The sequence below is a fragment of the Candidatus Zixiibacteriota bacterium genome (assembly GCA_026397505.1).
GTDB lineage: Bacteria > Zixibacteria > MSB-5A5 > GN15 > PGXB01 > JAPLUR01.
Genome location: JAPLUR010000106.1, coordinates 1 through 18,317 on the forward strand (window position 1 = coordinate 1; position 18,317 = coordinate 18,317).

At 50.1% G+C, this 18,317-nt stretch carries 18 protein-coding genes, 1 tRNA gene and 1 pseudogene; 9 read left to right on the top strand and 11 right to left on the bottom strand.

What is annotated here, in order from left to right:
* Window positions 1-111 (top strand): annotated as a pseudogene (locus tag NT002_10615) (transposase).
* A gap of 111 nt (window positions 112-222) precedes the next feature.
* Here NT002_10615 and NT002_10620 read toward each other — a convergent pair.
* Both NT002_10620 and NT002_10625 read right to left on the bottom strand, forming a co-directional pair.
* Window positions 223-621 (bottom strand): VOC family protein, encoded by a 399-nt coding sequence (locus tag NT002_10620; protein ID MCX6829716.1) that lies wholly within the window; start codon window positions 619-621, stop codon window positions 223-225.
* 16 nt (window positions 622-637) lie between these two features.
* Window positions 638-1,162 carry a pyridoxamine 5'-phosphate oxidase family protein gene (locus tag NT002_10625; GenBank protein ID MCX6829717.1) on the bottom strand — a complete coding sequence of 175 codons (525 nt, stop codon included), beginning with the start codon at window positions 1,160-1,162 and terminating at the stop codon, window positions 638-640.
* A gap of 318 nt (window positions 1,163-1,480) precedes the next feature.
* On the opposite strand from NT002_10625, the gene NT002_10630 reads away from it, so the two are divergent.
* Window positions 1,481-2,470 carry a TerC family protein gene (locus NT002_10630; protein ID MCX6829718.1) on the top strand — a complete coding sequence of 330 codons (990 nt, stop codon included), beginning with the start codon at window positions 1,481-1,483 and terminating at the stop codon, window positions 2,468-2,470.
* Between the two features lie 111 nt (window positions 2,471-2,581).
* Here NT002_10630 and NT002_10635 read toward each other — a convergent pair whose 3' ends face one another.
* From NT002_10635 to NT002_10650, 4 genes are all read right to left on the bottom strand, one after another.
* Window positions 2,582-2,824, bottom strand: a complete 243-nt coding sequence (locus NT002_10635; protein MCX6829719.1) for a PGPGW domain-containing protein — start codon at window positions 2,822-2,824, stop codon at window positions 2,582-2,584.
* A 129-nt stretch (window positions 2,825-2,953) separates the two neighbouring features.
* Entirely contained in the window at window positions 2,954-3,430 is a 477-nt protein-coding gene (locus NT002_10640; protein ID MCX6829720.1) for a tryptophan-rich sensory protein, read from the bottom strand.
* 103 nt (window positions 3,431-3,533) lie between these two features.
* Entirely contained in the window at window positions 3,534-4,280 is a 747-nt protein-coding gene (locus NT002_10645) for a hypothetical protein (protein ID MCX6829721.1), read from the bottom strand.
* A gap of 77 nt (window positions 4,281-4,357) precedes the next feature.
* Window positions 4,358-5,329 carry a MerR family transcriptional regulator gene (locus tag NT002_10650; GenBank protein MCX6829722.1) on the bottom strand — a complete coding sequence of 324 codons (972 nt, stop codon included), beginning with the start codon at window positions 5,327-5,329 and terminating at the stop codon, window positions 4,358-4,360.
* A gap of 286 nt (window positions 5,330-5,615) precedes the next feature.
* Here NT002_10650 and NT002_10655 point away from each other — a divergent pair, with 286 nt between their 5' ends.
* From NT002_10655 to uvsE, 6 genes are all read left to right on the top strand, one after another.
* Window positions 5,616-5,822: a DUF378 domain-containing protein gene (locus tag NT002_10655; protein ID MCX6829723.1), complete on the top strand. Its 207-nt coding sequence runs from the start codon at window positions 5,616-5,618 to the stop codon at window positions 5,820-5,822.
* 206 nt (window positions 5,823-6,028) lie between these two features.
* A complete protein-coding gene (locus NT002_10660) occupies window positions 6,029-6,445 on the top strand; it encodes a fasciclin domain-containing protein (GenBank protein ID MCX6829724.1) in 417 nt (138 codons plus the stop codon).
* Window positions 6,446-6,536: 91 nt separating this feature from the next.
* Entirely contained in the window at window positions 6,537-6,941 is a 405-nt protein-coding gene (locus NT002_10665) for a fasciclin domain-containing protein (protein MCX6829725.1), read from the top strand.
* Window positions 6,942-6,998: 57 nt separating this feature from the next.
* The gene (locus NT002_10670) at window positions 6,999-8,021 is read left to right on the top strand and encodes a fasciclin domain-containing protein (GenBank protein ID MCX6829726.1); all 1,023 of its coding nucleotides are present in this window, start codon (window positions 6,999-7,001) and stop codon (window positions 8,019-8,021) included.
* A gap of 175 nt (window positions 8,022-8,196) precedes the next feature.
* Complete coding sequence (locus NT002_10675; GenBank protein ID MCX6829727.1) at window positions 8,197-9,684, top strand: SDR family oxidoreductase; 1,488 nt, start codon at window positions 8,197-8,199, stop codon at window positions 9,682-9,684.
* Window positions 9,684-10,610 (top strand): UV DNA damage repair endonuclease UvsE, encoded by a 927-nt coding sequence (uvsE, locus tag NT002_10680; GenBank protein ID MCX6829728.1) that lies wholly within the window; start codon window positions 9,684-9,686, stop codon window positions 10,608-10,610. The genes NT002_10675 and uvsE overlap by 1 nt, the downstream gene beginning before the upstream one ends.
* 123 nt (window positions 10,611-10,733) lie before the next feature.
* Here the strand turns inward: uvsE and NT002_10685 are convergent, their stop codons facing one another.
* The 3 genes from NT002_10685 to NT002_10695 all read right to left on the bottom strand — a co-directional run bounded on the left by NT002_10685 (window position 10,734) and on the right by NT002_10695 (window position 14,657).
* A complete protein-coding gene (locus tag NT002_10685) occupies window positions 10,734-11,099 on the bottom strand; it encodes a hypothetical protein (GenBank protein MCX6829729.1) in 366 nt (121 codons plus the stop codon).
* A 467-nt stretch (window positions 11,100-11,566) separates the two neighbouring features.
* A tRNA-Glu gene (locus NT002_10690) sits at window positions 11,567-11,644 on the bottom strand.
* Between the two features lie 91 nt (window positions 11,645-11,735).
* A complete protein-coding gene (locus NT002_10695) occupies window positions 11,736-14,657 on the bottom strand; it encodes a S8 family serine peptidase (GenBank protein MCX6829730.1) in 2,922 nt (973 codons plus the stop codon).
* Window positions 14,658-14,951: 294 nt separating this feature from the next.
* Between NT002_10695 and NT002_10700 the strand changes: the two genes are divergently transcribed.
* The gene (locus NT002_10700; GenBank protein ID MCX6829731.1) at window positions 14,952-16,283 is read left to right on the top strand and encodes a T9SS type A sorting domain-containing protein; all 1,332 of its coding nucleotides are present in this window, start codon (window positions 14,952-14,954) and stop codon (window positions 16,281-16,283) included.
* A 48-nt stretch (window positions 16,284-16,331) separates the two neighbouring features.
* On the opposite strand, the gene NT002_10705 is transcribed toward NT002_10700, so the two are convergent.
* Together NT002_10705 and NT002_10710 are read right to left on the bottom strand one after the other, a co-directional pair.
* Window positions 16,332-17,267, bottom strand: a complete 936-nt coding sequence (locus tag NT002_10705; GenBank protein ID MCX6829732.1) for a tetratricopeptide repeat protein — start codon at window positions 17,265-17,267, stop codon at window positions 16,332-16,334.
* Between the two features lie 208 nt (window positions 17,268-17,475).
* A complete protein-coding gene (locus NT002_10710) occupies window positions 17,476-18,135 on the bottom strand; it encodes a redox-sensing transcriptional repressor Rex (protein ID MCX6829733.1) in 660 nt (219 codons plus the stop codon).
* Between the last annotated feature and the right edge of the window lie 182 nt (window positions 18,136-18,317).

The window sequence follows — 18,317 nt, forward strand, 5'->3', positions numbered from 1 at the left end:
TTGCACTTCACCCCTACGGGAAGCTCCTGGCTCAATCTGGTGGAAAGTTGGTTCTCGCAAATCACGCAGAAGCGCATCCGCCGTGGAACCTTTACCTCGGTCAAACAACTAATCACCGCCATCAACGACTATATCAGAGACCATAACCGGAAACCGACCGTCTTTCGCTGGACCAAAAACGCAAATATGATCCTCCGAAAAATCGATCGCTGTAAAGAAGCGTTAGGGACACCACACTAGTTCAACTTTGATTCTGTCGGGATCCTCAAAGAAAACTGCATAGTTGTCATCGCCTCCGGCATGGGGATGCCGGTCCTGATAGAGGATGCTAATTCCCCTCCGCCGCAACTCGGCAGTTACATTGTCGACGTGCTCTCGAGAACGAGCGTGAAAGGCCAGGTGATTGAGGCCAACACGACAGCGATGGTAAGGCACATCAAGAAAGCGAAGCTCCGTCTGCACAAGAACGATATAGGTGTCGCCCAATCTCCAGCTTCGACCCTTTTCCCAAGACTGGTAGAGTTCATAGCCGAGGCTCTCAAGGAACCAGCTCCAGAATGCAATCGACCGGTTCAAGTCAGAGACGTAGAGTTCAACATGGTGTAGGGCACCGAGGGTCACGGAATGGCTCCTTCTGTCACTGGACACCATCAGTGGAAGGCTCCCACTGTATGACATCTTGAAACGACCGGACGAAGAAGTACCGTCCTATTTCAACTTCGAACAAAGCTGTTGAAGGCGAAAAAATGAACGCTTCGAGGTAGGGGTGTCTCTGCACTAGCATATTAGCCCACCGAGTGGCTGGCTCAGTCGGAGTGATCTCGCTGGCTCTGCCGGTTGCAGTAAAAGCCTCAACCTTCATCAGATCGTTGGGGTGTCTGTTCATATTGTTCACAACGAGGGCAACATTCCTGCAGGCCGTCAGGATTTTGTACTTCTTGGTAGCCTTGGGCGTTCCAAAGACGACATGCTTGAGATCTTCGGTGAAGGCAAACGCTACCATTGATCCGTAGGGTTGTCCGTCACTCTGCGTGCACAACACGCCATACAACTGATCCTTGACCAGACGACGGATCCGTAACTCTACAGGAAGGGCGCTTTCGCTTTCAGCATCAGGTTCACCGATCCGGCCACCAGATAGTGGATTGTCAATACTTGCCATAATCTAACTTGTAATATAGCAGCTTCAGAGAGACAATTCAACGGCTATCTTAACGGACTTCCCGGTTACTGCGCAAAGGGTATTTCCGCCATGAGCTCCATAAGAACGGTGGATGCAATTGGATCGGCTTTTTCGTTCATAGCGGCGCGTTCTAGCGGACGTGGCGAACACGCTACAAAAACGCCAATGGGCTTACCGACTTCGTGATAATCCTTTCGCGGGACGTGGATCATATAAATGCCTGTCAGGCAGCATCTTAAGGGAATGCCAAGATTTTGATTTCATGAATCGCAAGTGTGATACTATATTTCTGGAGTAATGGAAGTCTACCTGCAGAATCAGACCCTGCTTTACGGCGGGTTTATCGTATTCGTGCTCGGAATGCTGGCACTGGACCTGGGGGTTTTCCATCGGCATGACCACGTTGTGACCGTTCGCGAATCGTTTATCTGGACTGCTGTCTGGATCGTTCTGGCACTGGCATTCATGGCCTTTGTCTACTATCGATATGAGACTGTTTTGCCTGGCCGTGGTACGGGGGCGGCGTTGGAGTTTCTTACCGGCTACCTTATCGAGAAGTCGCTTAGTATCGACAATGTATTCGTTTTCCTCCTAATTTTCTCGTACTTCAATGTGGCCGCACAATATCAGCATCGAGTCTTGTTCTGGGGGATCATCGGTGCGCTGATTTTCCGCGCCATCTTCATCGCGCTCGGCGCTCTTTTGATTGCGAAGTTTCATGCCATCATCTACCTCTTCGGGGCGTTTTTGGTCTTTACCGGTATCAAGATGGCTTGGGTCAAAGACAAGCAGATCCATCCCGAAAAAAATCCTATCTTGCGACTGTTTCGGAGAATGGTCGCCGTTACCGCCGGCTACCAGGGTAAGCACTTCTTTGTCCGCGAGGGGGGCAAATGGCTGGCCACACCTCTGTTTGTAGTTCTGATCCTAATCGAGTCGAGCGACATAATCTTTGCGGTAGATTCGATTCCGGCCATATTTGCAGTGACCAAAGACCCATATATTGTGTTCACGGCGAATGTGTTTGCCATATTGGGCCTGCGGTCACTCTATTTTGCTCTGGCAGGCGTCATGCAGTTATTTCACCATCTGCACTACGGCCTCTCAGCGATCCTGGTTTTTGTCGGAGTCAAGATGGTACTGTCTGACATCTACAATATCCCAATAGGAATATCGCTGGGAGTGGTCGGCCTGATTATTGCAGGGTCGATCGCAGCTTCTATCATCTGGCCTCGCAAGGGGTCAGAAACAACTGAAACTATCGGCGACCTCAATCACAAGACTTGAGTAGAAATGCATCGCCCCGTGACATCCGGCATGGCGATGTAGTTACCGTTGCCGATCGGTTAGGAACGACCGTCGTCTTGCAGACTCAGTGCTGCGTGACCATCAGAATCCCTATCTATCGATGGTGTTGTCAGGTAACGTAGTGCTATGCTTTCTACTCAGTTTCTCTTTCATTCGTCTCAGCAGATTCCTGGCCCAAGCGAATTCGAGTGAAAGAATGGCCAGACCGGCCGGAATGACGAGAATGGCCGGACCCAGGAGTACAATGAGGACCAGGCCAATAGCGAGCACCGTGAAACCGATCACTGCTATCATCAGCCTCTTTACCTGCTTTATGGTCTTAACAAGAAACATGGCTGTCAGTATCTGAAAGCGGTCGGAGTCCGGGAGGGTTCCGCCGGATCACTGCGTCCCCCCTGTCTCTTCCGCACTTTGCAAGGCCAGGGCCAACCCTGATAGCTGAAGGACCGTATGTGCTAACCATCAACCGCCTTTATTCATCCGCCAGATAAAGAAATTCAGGATCGCGGCGAATGATACCCAAGCAAGATACGGTAAGAAAAACATGCCAGCGGTAATACTCACTCGCCAGAAGGCTATCATAGTTACAAGTATCATCGACCATAACACCAAGATTTCTGCAAACGCCAATCCCGGCCTCTGCATACCGAAGAATATCCATGACCACATTCCGTTAAGCACAAGTTGCACTATGAACAATGTCAGGGCGAGGCGCGCCCCAGAAAATCCTGCTCGTCTCCAAACTAACCACGCAGCAACGCCCATGCTCAAATAGAGTATTGACCATACCGGTCCGAAGAGATACCCTGGGGGCGTCCATGATGGCTTCTGGAGTTGAAGATACGACTCACCGGGTGTGAATCTCGAACCAATCCAAGCCGTAAGAAAACAGAGCCCCACCCATGCTAACAGGGCGATGATCTGACTCGCGGGCCTCATTCCGGACGTTTCAGGAAGTTTTATCATATTCTTCTTGCTCCGATCGCCAGCATTTGCGGACCTTTCATCGACACACCAAAGTCGGCGTCTTCATCATTGTCTATCAGAATCTCCAGACCGCGCCTAACACCAAATAATTCACCAGTGCAAAGGTGTAAACCTCATCGTTGTCAGCTCCCCCTTCAAGAAGACGATAACCAATCTTGAATTGCAGATTCTTGGAGGTGCTTGTAGTGAGTACCAAGAGAACATCCTCCGCCCGTCCTTGTGGTGCGGCCAAGGCGTCGCCTTCAAGAAGAGCTCCAAAGTGTGAACTTATCGTCCACTGGGCTCGGAAGTTGATCAGCGGCACGAAACCGGTATTGGTCTTCTCAGATCTCTGGCCCCCGCCTTCGACGCTAATCGCGGCATCTCTGATCTTACCAGTGAGACCGATTCCAAGGCGCAATCTATCGCGACGATAGAAATCGTAGCGATACGTCAGCCGATACGAATCGAATCTGTACTTCGCTTTCACAAACGTGTTGGCGGCAAATTCACCTCCTGCGAACTTGAGGTCCTTCTCCAGTCTGCCTTCCGCGTTGAAGGTTAGGGGTGCGATCAATAAGGACAGACTGTGTTTGTCGCCAAACATGCGGGAAAATCGTGCCCGCCAGAATACGGTTTGGTCGATATCAAGATCGCGCGAAAGCGAAAACTTCGTTCCGGTACTCCCTGGGATTCGCACATTATTGTAACCACTGACAGCCAGTCCAGTTTCGAGGTCAACTTGCCACCTTGCCTGAGCCGCTGCCGGAAAGACTGGCCCAATCAGTAGCACCACCAAGAGAATCGCTGGCGTTCTAGTCATAACAGTTATCATTGATCTTTCCTTTATCTTTGTGCCTTTTCAATCGAAATTCTCCAACCGACGGTTTTCTGCGGAAATTATTGGCCCCCTTTCGACTTTTGGACTGAATGCGTTGTTTTGCCGGACCGCAACAAATCCAACTGACGTCGGAAGGTACCAATATCCGTCATACGGAAGGCGTGGACGGAATCGATTGCATTTCCGTATGCCTCGGCTGCGCGCCCGCCTATCAGCAAAGAAACTTTATCCGATAGTAAGCGCCTGAGTCGATTCAGCTCTGCCGGGAGTTTGGGATCATCGGAAGGGAACACCAGGCTTAAGGCGACAACGCGGGCATTGGATTTCTGGACGGCACCGGCAATTTCATCGGCCGGCAGATTCGGTCCAAGATAGACGGGGCGCCAACCCTCCAGGGCGGCGCCAACCGATACGACTAGTGCACCGACTTCGTGCAGTTGCCCGGCCGGCGTGGCAACAACGATGGAAGGTGCATTTGCCGGATACCGCATGGACGCGAGTAATGAGCCGACATGATTCCTTATTACGGCCGTAGCCATATGCTCGTGGGCAATTCTAATGTCTCCGTCTTTCCACATCTCTCCGAGTTTTTCCATCAACGGCATGACAACCTGATCAAGCGCCGGTGCCTGACCGAGGTCTACCTCAGCGTGTGACAGAATCGCACCCAGTTCTTCGGAATCAAATTGCTTTATCGCATTTAGCGCGAGCTCAACAAAATTGGGGCTCATTCCTTTGCCTTTACCTCTAGATACGGTCGTATTTGGGAAGTCTTTGCCGACCAGTTGCTCAAGCTTGGGAGTGGATAGTGTCGCAATATCGCTGATTCGATGCCCGGCGTGGACGGCTCGATTCAGAAGTGCAAGTCTGACAACATCAGCTTCCGAATAGAGCCGACGATTGGATTCGGTCCGAATGGGTCGGACAACAGCATAGCGCCGTTCCCAAATGCGAATCAGATGCTGACTCAACCCGGAACGCTGCGCCGCAGCTTCAATGCCCAACCCGGCGATTTGTAAACTCTTCGTCATTCGGTATGCTTAATCCTGTATTTCAATCATTATATATAGACAAATAATAATCAACTATACAGTTTATACAACAAGAATCTGTCATGGCTGTTCCAGGGTATAGGACAATACCACCCGCGAAAACCTCATAATAGATTGCGCACCAGTCGCTTATATGATTTCTACGATTTTCTTGACTTTTCGGGAACCTTTTTGTGTCAGCACGGTTAAATTAGTCAAGAATTAGACAAACAATGAACAAGATGAATAGATGAAACGGAAAACAGTCAATACAAAGGAGAAAGAAATGAAATCATTGGATGTAGTCGTAGCGACGCTGCTTGTTGTGGGTGGCTTGAACTGGGGGCTGGTGGGATTGCTGCGCTTTGACCTGGTTGCCACGCTGCTTGGGGATGCCACCATCCTGAGCCGGCTGGTTTACACGGTCGTGGGTCTCTGTGCCCTGTACCAGGTGATTCAGTGGAAGGCGATCCAGCGTCGCTGGGCCGTTTAGGCTGGTCGAGCCTAAGCGAGAGTCTCACTCGGAAGAAATGGAAAATACTGAAACGTCATAAACAAATGGAGAAACTAGACATAATGAAAACGACAATCAAGAGTCTCGCGGTCTTTGGGATCATAGCCATGTCGTGCGTCGCGACGGCAGTTTCTATAAATGCTGGAGACAAGAAGGATGCTGGCAAGAAAGTCGCCGCCAAACAGATGGACATAGTCGAGACGGCTGCCGCCGCCGGCAGTTTCAAGACGCTCATAACTGCAGTCAAAGCGGCGGGTCTGGAAGAGACCTTAAAGGGTAAGGGGCCCTTCACGGTCTTTGCGCCCACCGATGAAGCATTTGCCAAACTCCCGGCCGGTACCGTGGAAGCCCTGCTTAAGGACACGGCCAAACTGACCGCTATCCTTACCTATCACGTTGTGGCCGGCAAAGTGATGGCCGCTGACGCTGTCAAACTGACCGAGGCCAAGACCGTCAACGGACAAAGCTTCAAAATCATCGCCGGAAAAGACAGTGTCATGATTGACAACGCCAAGGTAGTCAAGACCGACATCGTAGCTTCGAACGGGGTGATTCACGTTATCGATAATGTGATTCTCCCTAAGGAAGAGGCTTCAAAGTAGAGAACTGACAGCAGGATTTGGGATCGCTCGCATAACGCGGACGGCCCGAATCAATAAATAGAAAACATAAAGAAACTGAAGGAATATCAAAATGAATAACATCGTACAAACGGCCATTTCGGCCGGATCATTCAAGACCCTCGTCGCGGCCGTACAGGCAGCAGGACTGGCCGAAACTCTCTCAGGAAACGGCCCATTCACCGTGTTTGCTCCGACCGACGAAGCGTTCGCCAAGCTGCCCGCAGGCACAGTCGACGCCTTGCTTAAGGACAAAGAGAAGCTGGCTTCGATTCTGACTTATCACGTGGTGTCGGGCCAGGTGACGGCCGCCGATGCCGTGAAGTTGACCGAAGCTAAGACTGTAAATGGTCAAAGCTTCAAGATTGTCGCCGGCAAAGACGGCGTTATGATTGACAACGCCAAGGTTATCAAAGCAGACATCATGACTTCGAATGGCGTGATTCACGTTATCGATAGTGTGATGCTCCCGCGCTAAGGTGATCTAATACAGCAAATAGTGACAACAGAAACAAACCGAGAAAGGAAATAGGAAATGCTTACCAAGAAGTTCAAACTGATGATGGCCCTCATGGCCGTACTGGCGATCGGTATGGTCGGCTGCAGTGACAATGACAAGAACCCGATCAATAGTGGTTCCCCCGAGCCGAAATTGGATATAGTCGAAACCGCGAAGGCGGCCGGCAATTTCACAACTCTATTGGCTGCGGCTGAAGCGGCTGATCTGGTTGACGCTTTGAAGGGCGCTGGCCCGCTCACAGTCTTTGCGCCTACCGATGAGGCGTTTGCCAAGCTTCCGGCCGGCACCGTGGAAGCTCTGCTGGCTGATAAGGATGCCCTCACGGCTATCCTCACTTACCATGTTGTTCCGGGCGCCGTCACTTCGGACCAGGTTGTGAAACTCTCAAGTGCTGAGACTCTCAATGGCGCAAGTCTGACAATTACCTTGACCAGCGACGGCAAGGTAAAGGTTGACAATGCCCTGGTCATGGTGACCGATATCAAAGCTACCAACGGTGTTATTCATGTGATTGATGCCGTCCTGATTCCCGGATTTTCTGGAGCGGCCCGCCCAAACGCTCTCAAATCAAGTGCTTCGCTTGGTAGCGGCTGGGTTGCCCGGGCCATCAGAAACGGTGAGTTGAATTGGCTGACCAAGTACCTTTCCCTGTACACGGTTTCACGCCTGGCCGGTCTTCCGACTCTGACCACGGCAGTTAAGGCGGCCGGACTTCAGAGCACGCTGATGTATAACGGACCGTTCACTCTGTTTGGACCGACCGAACAGGCGTTTGCTGCCCTTCCGGCCGGCACGGTTGAGGCACTGCTCAAAGACCCTGCGACCCTGAGCAACATTTTGCTGTACCATGTGACTCCCGGTGTTGTGAAAGCGGCTGACGTTGTCAAATTGACAGAGGCCACGATGGCCAATGGCAATAAGGTGAGCATTTCTGTGGTGAACGGAGGCGTCAAGATAAACAACGCCAACGTCCTCTTCGTCGACATTGCGGCCCGAAACGGTGTCCTTCACATTATCGACGGAGTTCTGATTCCGTAAATAGCATTGAGCGGACACCTGGACTCGACAACTGAACGCCGGAGATAGACACTGATCTTCGGCGTTCTATCGTTTTGTTATCGCCTCATTTCGTTAGGTCGAGGGGAAAATAGTCAGTATCTTGGGACCAGGCAGTCAGCTTGGCAGAAGCTCGAGTTGGAGAGGTCAGTAGGAGATGGAGTTGGCGAAACAATCACACGAGACAGGCACATGCATACTGGTTATTGGTTCGAGCGGTTACATTGGCTCTAAGCTGGTACCTCTGCTCCTTAAGCAGGGATATCGCGTCAGATGTCTCGTTCGTGACCGAAACCGAATTGCAGCGTATGCCTGGTCTTGCTCGGTCGAAGTGAAGGAAGGGGATGTTCTTGACGCTACTTCGTTGAACCTCGCGTTTCAGCAGGTAAGCGTTGTTTATTACCTCGTTCACTCGATGTCCAACCCAACGGGCGATTTTGCCAAACTTGATCGTCAAGCCGCCCGGAATGTCGGGGACGCTGCCAGGCGTTTCGGAGTCGATCGTATTATCTACTTAGGCGGTTTGGGAAAAAGGTGCGAGGAGCAGTCTCCGCACCTAAGGAGTCGGCACGAGGTTGGTGATGTCTTGCGGGAGTCAGGTGTTCCAGTGACTGAATTTCGAGCCGCAGTTATTTTGGGAGCAGGCAGCCTTTCGTTTGAGATGATCCACCACTTGGCCAATCGGCTGCCCGTAATGATATGCCCGCGCTGGGTGGTCACCCGAACACAGCCTATATCAGTCGACGATGTGATGGCCTACTTGGTGGCCGCCATTACATCGCCCGAATCAACCGGAAGGGTAATAGATATTGGAGGACCGGAGATTCTGACCTATAGAGAGATGATGTTGCGAGTGGCTCGCGCGCTCGGATTGAGGCGGTGGCTGATCAAGGTACCTGTTCTAACACCCCGGCTTTCGTCCTACTGGGTCGGCTTGGTCACACCAGTGCCGGTCAAGCCAGCGCGTGCGCTCATCGAGGGACTCCGGCATGAAACGATATGCGAAAACGATGATGCCAAAACGCTTTTCCAAATCGCACCGATCGGCTTCGATCAGGCTGTCAAAAGAGCGCTCTCGGTTGTTCTCTCAGAACAATCCGATCAGCAACTCGAGCAGGACGAATCCGTTATCTCCCGAATCGAGCCATCGCATCTTCTGACTGACCGGAGACAATTGGCTGTAAGGGCATCAGCCGAGAAGCTATTTCACGTGGTCAGCTCAATCGGTGGAGAAAACGGTTGGTATGCCGCCGATTCTCTCTGGAAGTTGCGCGGTTTAATTGATGAACTATTCGGAGGAGTCGGGTTGCGCCGTGGTCGACGTCACCCCAGCGAGTTGTCTGTTGGGGACATGCTCGATTTCTGGCGAGTTGAGGAACTAGATCCGGACAAGAGGATATTGCTCCGAGCAGAGATGAAGCTTCCCGGCAAGGCCTGGCTTGAATTCGCAGTCCATGAAACGGGTCGGGCCAGCAGCATGCTAACTCAAACTGCCCGCTTCTACCCGAGGGGATTACTTGGCATTGTCTATTGGTATGGAATATATCCAATTCACATCTTGGTGTTCCGGCGCCTTGCCGCAGCGATAAGCAAAAGGGCTGAGTCCTTATCGATCGATTCAGATACCGTACAAGGAAAGATATAGTGATTCGCTTTGGTCTTTGTTGCATCTTTCGAGAGGAGCCGATAAGATTTCGGGCCACGACCGCTACTTCTCTGGTGGGTATAAGTCGAGTGAAGGTCTTGGTTAAGCTGTCAGAGATCTGCTTACACAATTCTCGGTCTCTGCAAGACGCTTTGGCCTTTTGCGGCAGTCATGGTATAGGTTCTTTTCGTATTCAGAGTGGATTGATGCCGCTTCGCACTCATCCAAGGCACGGCTACGCACTCGATGAACTCCCGGACGTCAGTGAGATCCGCGCCGTGCTGGAAAGATGCAGACTCCTGGCGAGCCGCAAGGATATTAGAACTACCTTTCACCCTGATCAGTTTGTTGTTCTCAATTCCCCAAGGCCCGAAGTTGTGGCCAGTTCGCTAGGCGAATTGGAGCATCATGGAGAAATGGCAGAACTAGTCGGCGCTGATGTCATCAATGTTCATGCCGGAGGAGTCTACGGTGACAAGGAAGCAGCACTGGACAGACTTGCCTCTGGCATTAGTCGCTTGTCGAGACAAGTGCGAAACCGCCTGACTTTGGAGAATGATGACAGGTGCTACACCCCTCTCGATCTACTCCCCCTCTGTTGGCGAGAGCAAATCCCACTGGTGTATGATGTCCATCACCATCGTTGTCTTCCCGATGGCTTCTCTATTAAGGAAGCGACCGAGATGGCAATCACTACCTGGAATCGCGAGCCACTCTTTCATATATCGAGTCCGATCCTTGGCTGGAAAGGGCCAACGCCGGAACGGCACTACGATTTCGTGGACGCGGGCGATTTTCCGGCGGAATGGCTGGAACTTCCAATCACGGTAGAGATTGAGGCAAAAGCCAAGGAACTGGCGGTGATGAAGCTTATCAATGAGCTTGATGGAGGCCGTAAAAAAGCGTCACAATTTGGTCATCTATGAAAGGGCCGCGGTCAAGGGGTTTCTTCCCTTTCTCCGGTCGTATGACCTGAGCGTTTCCGTCGGATTGTCTTCGTCACCTATTCGAGCTCTTTCTATTATAGTGAAACATTTTCCACCAATATATCAGGTATAAAATGGAGGGAATGGAACCAATTGATATGGGAATAAGAGAATTTGATTGGCGAGGGAAACCAAGTGTAAATAGACTAATAATGGAACTCCAGAACTTATCAGAGAAATTCCTCCACCTAATACCTCTTTCCATTGGGCGAGAATAAGACACACGCCTGCTATCACCCACGGTAAAAAAATATGCGGATATTTCATTATCTCATGAATTAATGTAAATAATGATGCTAATGGTGATGCTCCGCCATTTAATTCTTCAATATACTCGATTGACGTGAGATATAGAAGTAATGCTACAACAAGCGTCCCGTAGATCCTTGCCGTCCAACGGAGAGCATTGTATGGTTTGTTTTTGTTCATAAGATCCTCCGAATAACAATCGTACATCGTGTATTTGCCGAAGTCAATTTTCTTTTCCCCACTTGATAGTAGAAAGGTCGTAATCATAACTTCAAGAGAGATTGAACCGCCATGAGATATTACGGCGGACCAGTTTGCGCAGCCTGGCGATCTCAAAAATGCTGGTGTATTTTCGGCGACAGAACACTTTTTCTACTGTGACCAAACTGAGACAAATAACGTTGCATGTTATTCGGGGTTATTCGGTGATATAGGGGAGACCAAAGGGGAATTGTGCATTATATTCCAATGAAAAAGTGTAATATCAAGAGAAACAATGATTTGCGCGGCAACATTATTTCTCGGGCTGCGCGCCTTGAATAAAATCGTAAAGCCTTATCCGAATTGTAGTTACATCTTTTGACGGGGAATAATGGATAGAATAACTCTATATAACGCTGTTTCTAACTTATTGTCACACAATTAATTGGCGTCCCCAAGGGGATTCGAACCCCTGTTGCCGCCGTGAAAGGGCAGTGTCCTAGACCGGGCTAGACGATGGGGACGCAGGTCTTTTCGCGGCTGTCAGTATAACAATTTCCGCGCTTCTGTCAAGTCAAATAATCCCGCCTCAGGGCCAATGATTCCCGGGCACCCCTACTTTATCATGACCATTTTCCGGGCCAGGCTTCTCTCCCCCGCCGACAGCCGGTAAAAGTAAATGCCGCTTCCGACCGCTTCGCCGGCATGGTCGCGGCCATCCCAGATCGCTTGATAGCGGCCGGCGGGTAATGTCCGGTCAACCAAGTCGATCACCCGTTCCCCGAGGATATTATAAATGGAGAGTTTCACTCTTTCTTTGGCGTTGAGTCCAAACGAGATAAGGGTGTTGGGATTGAATGGATTGGGGAAATTCTGCCCCAGGAAAAACTCCCTTGGGACTTTGTCATGCTTCGTTTCGGTGACATCGGTCGCAATCTGGTATCTGGTGAGCGCCTGCTGAGCCGTTGCCTTAATCTGAATCAGACTGTCGGCGCCTAAGACCACAAAGACGGCCGTATCCGATTGCCCCGCTGCCAGAGAAAACGGCCCGGTGGATATAATCTGTGCCAGATCGCCATAAGCCAGAGTATCCTTTAACCCCGAGGAAAGCAGATCGTATTTTTCATCCTCGCCGAAATAGAGATAAGGGGCCGAGATCGGATTACGGCGAAGACGATAGGCCGCGGTACCCTCGGAATTGATGACTGATAGGCCGCGGAATCGCGTGTCACTGGTTCCGGAATAGTACATATAGCCCAAATTATCGGGTGCGGAGTACCCACCCCAGTTGTAATTGAGATCTTCGGGCAGGTCCCAGTCAAAGAAAAGACCGGCATAAAGGCCGGAAATTGGGTTTTCCGAGACATTCTTAAAAGAATATTCCAGAATAACAAAGTTATTGTCGGCGGCATCATCCCAGCTGTAAGTTTTCTGCTCGATTTCAAGTCCAATCGGATTCTCCGCCTTGCTGTCATCAAGCACCGCGAATGTTTCCTGGTTGGCCCGTCCTCCCGGCGCCGACACAACCAGGTCCCCGCCCGGAGCAACCGCAAAATCATTATCCGGTTCCTCGATAATATTGCGGGCGCCATCCGAAACATGCGCTGAATCTATCGCAAACATCAAGGCACCCTCAAAAAGATCGTTACGCAGGGTATCAATATATCGGAATCCATTGTAGCCGAGGGGAAAGAAACTCCCGCTGGCAAAGCCATACTGCCCCAGATTGGAGACGGTAAATCGGAGCAGGTCGTTCTTGTGAGTATAATATCCGGCTCTCGGCACCTGGCCAACCTGCAGATACAATTTGATAGGCCGGGTATATCCCGAATTTCCATACAGAGTGAGATCAACGTACAGCATGGAGCCGGAGGTGACGGTGTCGCTAATAACAGCCTTAAAAGGAATATCGCTTTTCGCCGTGTCGCCGGCCCCCACATTGCCGAAATTGAGATTGAAAGTCAAAGCTGTTACCGCAGGATGACTCCCACTGACCTCACCATTGACTCCGTTCAGAGCGCCGCCCAGATTCATAATTGTTACATATCCCCGGGCCGTATCGCCGGAATTGAGCGGCGGGTAATCAAAAGAATAAACTCTCAATTCCGGATTTCCCGGGACCACCAGCGAATCAAGGGCGGCGGCAATATCGAGCGTTCCCCAGCCATAGGTATTATTGGGGTATGGGTCCCCAATGTGACGGCATCCTTTCAAAAGGGCCTCTTTGATTTCATCGACGGTGGTGTTGGGGGCTTTCTCGCGCAAGATCGCCACCGCCCCGGCGACGTGCGGTGCGGACATAGAGGTGCCACCCATAAAGCCATAGGTCGAGGGGGGTAGCGATGAGCGGATACTTACCCCCGGTGCCACCAAATTCGGCTTAATCGAAATTCCATCACAGTCGGAGGGGCCGCGCGAGGAATTACTGTAAATGGTATCGGTAATATGATTGATATTGCCGACGGCAAAGCAATCGAGGGAATCTAAGGCGCGATTGGCGGGATTGGCGATCGTCTTATCGCCGGGACCGGAATTCCCGGCCGAAAAAATATTGACAATACCAAGCGCCTCGGTATTGTCGATCATCCGCCAGAAATATTCATCGCATCCATAAGTGCTGTTGAGAAGTCCCCAACTGTGGTTGATAACATCGGGAACATCATCGATAGTATTGGGATTACCATCGGGATCGGCCGCCCATTCGAAGGCATCGATGATGGAGGCGCCCAGTACATTGATCACCCCGGCGGCAATCCATTTGGCATCAAGCGCTACCCCAATCGTGTCTCCCGAAATATCATCATGCCCCAGCATAATCCCCATGGTATGAGTTCCATGACCGCTATTGGCGACAGGGAGGGCATGTGGAAACGTCTGCCCCCCGATAGGGTCAAACCAGGCTGCCGCCCAGTTACCATCCAAACCTTTCCAATTATTGGCCAGCGCCGGGTGATTTCCCTGCACACCGGTATCGAACGAACATATAATCCGTCCTTTTCCGGTGTACCCTTTGCTCCAGGCCAAATCGGCTTTCACGGCTGTGATGTTTGATTCAACCCCGGGGTGGCTCGGTGTCAATGGATCGATGGAATAGGACTCAGTTTCCAGCGTGGAAATCTCCGGCAATTGGAAAATTTCGGCAACATCGCTCCGCCGGGCTATTCCTTCTATCTCGGAGGCGGTCACCTCAGCTGAAATTACGTTGATAATCCAGTGATTCTTGATATTCGCGGCCAAACCAGAGCTCTCCATTTGCTCCAGCAGGCGCGTGACTTCCGCCTGAGACATCGCTGCTCTGTTTTTCAAATGATCAATTCCGTACTTATGGTTTTCGGCAAGTGTCCCACCGTGTTTCTGAATTTCCATTTTCAGAGCCGATGGGAGCGATGATGGCTCCAAAGAGATGATAATCGGAATCTTATCGTCGGGAGAGGTTGATGCGATTTTCTGCACTATCTGAGTGGAAAGCCTGCCTGCCCAGGCGCTCGATATTATCAACGAGCCGATGAGAAGAGTAACTATCATGGTTTGGCGCATATTTTATTCCATGCTCCTGTTTTCAGAATTAACAATGGCGATTTCCCTGCCGTTATGGATGGTCGGCAAAAGGAAATACTATATTGTTTTACAACAACTTAAGAATAATACAATGGTCCTCTTTTGGCAAGTCTGAAAACCGGGCGAGCCTGCCCGCGCAGGATTTTTGTGCTAAATCGAATTCCGATGGCATGATGGATTTTACAGAAACAGTTATCGCTTTGACCGAAAGTAACCATTGCGTATATTATGATTGTGAATGAGAATTACTTGGCCCCATCCAGAGGGAGTTATATGCTGCGCAATTATCTCCATATCCTGTTTTTTCTGTCAATTCTCTTTTTTGGCATCATGCCGCACGCCGCCGGTGAATGGATATATTATGACACTCAAAACAGCGGGCTTGGTGATGACAATATCCTTTGTATCGGTGTTGATGGCAACGGAGCCAAATGGTTTGGATCATATCCGGGAACAGGGCTCGGGGGAAGTCTCGCCAAATATGAGGGAGGCGTGTCATGGACGGTTTTCAATCAGACCAACAGCGACATTGCGAATAATATCATAACGGCGATTGCATTCGACCCGGCCGGTAATATCTGGCTGGGAACTCAGGTGGCGGGTATTTTCAAGTATGATGGTGACACAACCTGGACAAGCTATAAACAGGGCCCGGACAGCGGTCTGGCCAGTGTCAATATCACTTCTCTGGCGATGGACCAGTCGGGCAACCTCTGGATCGGCACCGCCGGCTCCGGTGTCAGCCGTTATGATCTTGTTTCCTCCTGGAAAATCTATCAGGTCGGTGACGGGCTTGTCAACAATCGGATATTGAGTATTTTCAGTGACCTCGCAGGTAATGTCTGGTTCGGTACTTATGGCGGTATCTCCAAATTAGATAGCAATTCCCAGTGGACAAATTATACCGTGGCCAATAGCGGTCTTATCAGTGATTCGGTTCGCTGCTTTGCCATGGACGGATCGGGAAATCTATGGATCGGTACCGGCAACGGTGTCAGCCGTTTCGATGGTGTCTCGACCTGGACCAACTATGATACTTCGGACGGCCTGGCCGCCAACCGTGTGAATTCTATTGCGATTGATACGGCCGGAGATATTTGGTTTGGACATGCTATGTCGTCTCGACCGGGAGTGCCGGTGAGCCGCCTGGATACCCATTCCCACTGGACTACGTACAATATTGATCATAATTTATCCAGTTGTGATGTAACCTCAATGGCGCTTGATTCCGCCGGAGAACTCTGGTTTGGCACTTTCGGACAGGGGGTTACACGATATATTCCTGAACCGACCGGCATTTACGAACCGATCGATTCCCCGCTCCCGCGCGATTTTTCTTTGGCCCAAAATCATCCCAACCCATTTAATTCCTCGACATCAATTTCCTACTCAATTTCCGCTCGTGCCCAGGTCGCCATTTTCATCTATGATATTTTGGGGAGAAAAGTAGCCACACTTGTCGATCGAACCCTGCCTGCCGGAAAATACAGCTCAATATGGGATGGCCGGGATAGTCGGGGTCGTGAAATATCCTCTGGGATATACTTTTATCAACTTAAGAGCGGCGCCTTCAGCCAATCACGAAAAATGATTCTGTTAAAGTAATAATCGCGGAAATTCAGAATCCGGGCGGAGCGAAAAGTCCGTAGCCACTCACTTCTGTTCGGGATTGATCAATTCCATCATTCTTTTGGCGGCTTCAGGATTCCGGCTCTGAAGATAATCATAGACATCCTTGGCCTTTTGCGTCATGTCGTTGTACATGTATGCCGCGCCAAGAGCAATCCGGGCGTCATCACTTTCCGGTTTTATTCGTACCGCCTCTTCGAATTGCGCCAGAGCTTCCGGGTACTTTCCGGTCATAATATAGATAACTCCCAGGTGCTGGCGCGCATCAAAATGGTTGGGCTGAATCTCGATTACTTTCTTATATGCAGATTCCGCCTCATATTGCTTGGCCAGTTTGTCCTTGACGACTCCCTGCAAGTACAGGAATTGGGCCGAACCGGGTTTCATCGCTGCCGCCCGATCTAGATAAGTCTCGCTGGTACCAACATCACCAGTTCCCAGATGAGCATTACCCATCATAAAATAGAGATCGGCGTCGGTCGTATCATATTTCAAAGCCTGGCGCAAGCTTTCGATCGCTTCTGTCAGGCGATTAATGCCAATCAGGAGGCTGCCCAGGTTTTTGGCTGCGACGACTTTATCAGGCTGAAAAGCCAGCGCCCGCTTGTAGCCGTTGATAGCCCTGGCGGTATCACCCAGGCTGGCGTAAATGACGCCAATAGTATTGTATATCTCGCCATCAGTACTATCGATTTTGCGAGCCTTATCCAGGAACTCCAGAGCCCTGTTATATTCTTCTCTGGTAACATAAATGATGGCCAGATTTTTGAGGGCGATCAGGTTTTTGGGATCCAGGCGCAACGCGTTCTGGTAGTTTTCGATCGAGCTTTTCACTTCATTCCGGGTATAGGCAGTTCCGGCTTTCTGAAGATAAATATTAAGGCTGTCTTCGTTTGCCGCTGATACGGTCGTCGAAATCAGAAGTCCGATCATGAATATAAGGGAATAAAGTCTCCGCACCTGCAATCTCCAATAAATTGAAATTATATAACTTATACTCCCAAAGTAAAAAGATGTTGCAGGTTAAGTCAAGCAATAGATAAATGCTGACTATCAGACCAAGAAAAAAGGCGCCCGCTTTTTAAGGCGGGCGCCGATCCAAGGTGACACTTTAAAAGGTAATTACCACCTCAATCCCTTGAGATGGTTTTTCTTAATACAACATTTCTTATTTGTTTGTTCCCCGCCCGTTTTGAAGATTGACCAGGGCAAAAGAGAGATATTCCAACTCCATGGACATATTCTCATTCCGGAGAAAAACATCCTCGGGAACTTTCAGATTTACCGGAGCAAAATTCAAGATGGCCCGTATTCCGGCCTTGACCACATCATCCACAATATATTGTGCCACGCTGGCCGGAACCGCAACCACGACTATTTCAATATCATGCTCTTTAAGCTTCGACTCCAGATTCTTGACATCGGCGACCAGGATTCCTTTATGGTTGGAGCCAATCTTGCGCTGATCATTATCAAAAATGATTTTTATCTGGAATCCCTGACGCAGAAACTCCTTATACCCCACCAGCGCCGACCCGATATTTCCCACACCTACCAGCGCTACATTCCAGGAGCGACTCAAACCGAGAATCTCCCCGATTTGGCGTTTCAATTCCACAACAGGGTAGCCAAGACCGCGTGTCCCAAAGGAACCGAAAAAAGAGAGGTCTTTACGAACCTGGGCCGGAGTCAATTTCTCTCTCTTGGCCAATTCCTTGGAGGAAACGGTCTGATGATTTTCTTTCTCAAGAACCGAAAGAATCCGATAATAGAGCGAAAGCCGATGGATGGTCGATTCCGATATTTTTCGCTTACTACTTTCAGAAATCACAAAAAAACCTCTCACTAAGATAAAAATTATTCTCCAACTGAGAATGTGAATTCATTCACAAGAAACAAATAACTCATTAAGTCATTTTATGTCAAGAGAAAAATACCGGAGATTATCAGTAAAGCTTGCCTAAATGGCGCAATATGTTAAGAATAGGAAAGTTATAAAAAATGCTGACA

Excerpts from the sequence above, each read along its gene's own strand:
- NT002_10625 (MCX6829717.1), bottom strand. The coding sequence starts at position 1,162 with ATGGCAAGTATTGACAATCCACTATCTGGTGGCCGGATCGGTGAACCT.
- NT002_10630 (MCX6829718.1), top strand. The coding sequence starts at position 1,481 with ATGGAAGTCTACCTGCAGAATCAGACCCTGCTTTACGGCGGGTTTATC.
- NT002_10635 (MCX6829719.1), bottom strand. The coding sequence starts at position 2,824 with ATGTTTCTTGTTAAGACCATAAAGCAGGTAAAGAGGCTGATGATAGCA.
- NT002_10640 (MCX6829720.1), bottom strand. The coding sequence starts at position 3,430 with ATGAGGCCCGCGAGTCAGATCATCGCCCTGTTAGCATGGGTGGGGCTC.
- NT002_10645 (MCX6829721.1), bottom strand. The coding sequence starts at position 4,280 with ATGACTAGAACGCCAGCGATTCTCTTGGTGGTGCTACTGATTGGGCCA.
- NT002_10650 (MCX6829722.1), bottom strand. The coding sequence starts at position 5,329 with ATGACGAAGAGTTTACAAATCGCCGGGTTGGGCATTGAAGCTGCGGCG.
- NT002_10655 (MCX6829723.1), top strand. The coding sequence starts at position 5,616 with ATGAAATCATTGGATGTAGTCGTAGCGACGCTGCTTGTTGTGGGTGGC.
- NT002_10660 (MCX6829724.1), top strand. The coding sequence starts at position 6,029 with ATGGACATAGTCGAGACGGCTGCCGCCGCCGGCAGTTTCAAGACGCTC.
- NT002_10665 (MCX6829725.1), top strand. The coding sequence starts at position 6,537 with ATGAATAACATCGTACAAACGGCCATTTCGGCCGGATCATTCAAGACC.
- NT002_10670 (MCX6829726.1), top strand. The coding sequence starts at position 6,999 with ATGCTTACCAAGAAGTTCAAACTGATGATGGCCCTCATGGCCGTACTG.
- NT002_10675 (MCX6829727.1), top strand. The coding sequence starts at position 8,197 with ATGGAGTTGGCGAAACAATCACACGAGACAGGCACATGCATACTGGTT.
- NT002_10685 (MCX6829729.1), bottom strand. The coding sequence starts at position 11,099 with ATGAACAAAAACAAACCATACAATGCTCTCCGTTGGACGGCAAGGATC.
- NT002_10695 (MCX6829730.1), bottom strand. The coding sequence starts at position 14,657 with ATGCGCCAAACCATGATAGTTACTCTTCTCATCGGCTCGTTGATAATA.
- NT002_10700 (MCX6829731.1), top strand. The coding sequence starts at position 14,952 with ATGCTGCGCAATTATCTCCATATCCTGTTTTTTCTGTCAATTCTCTTT.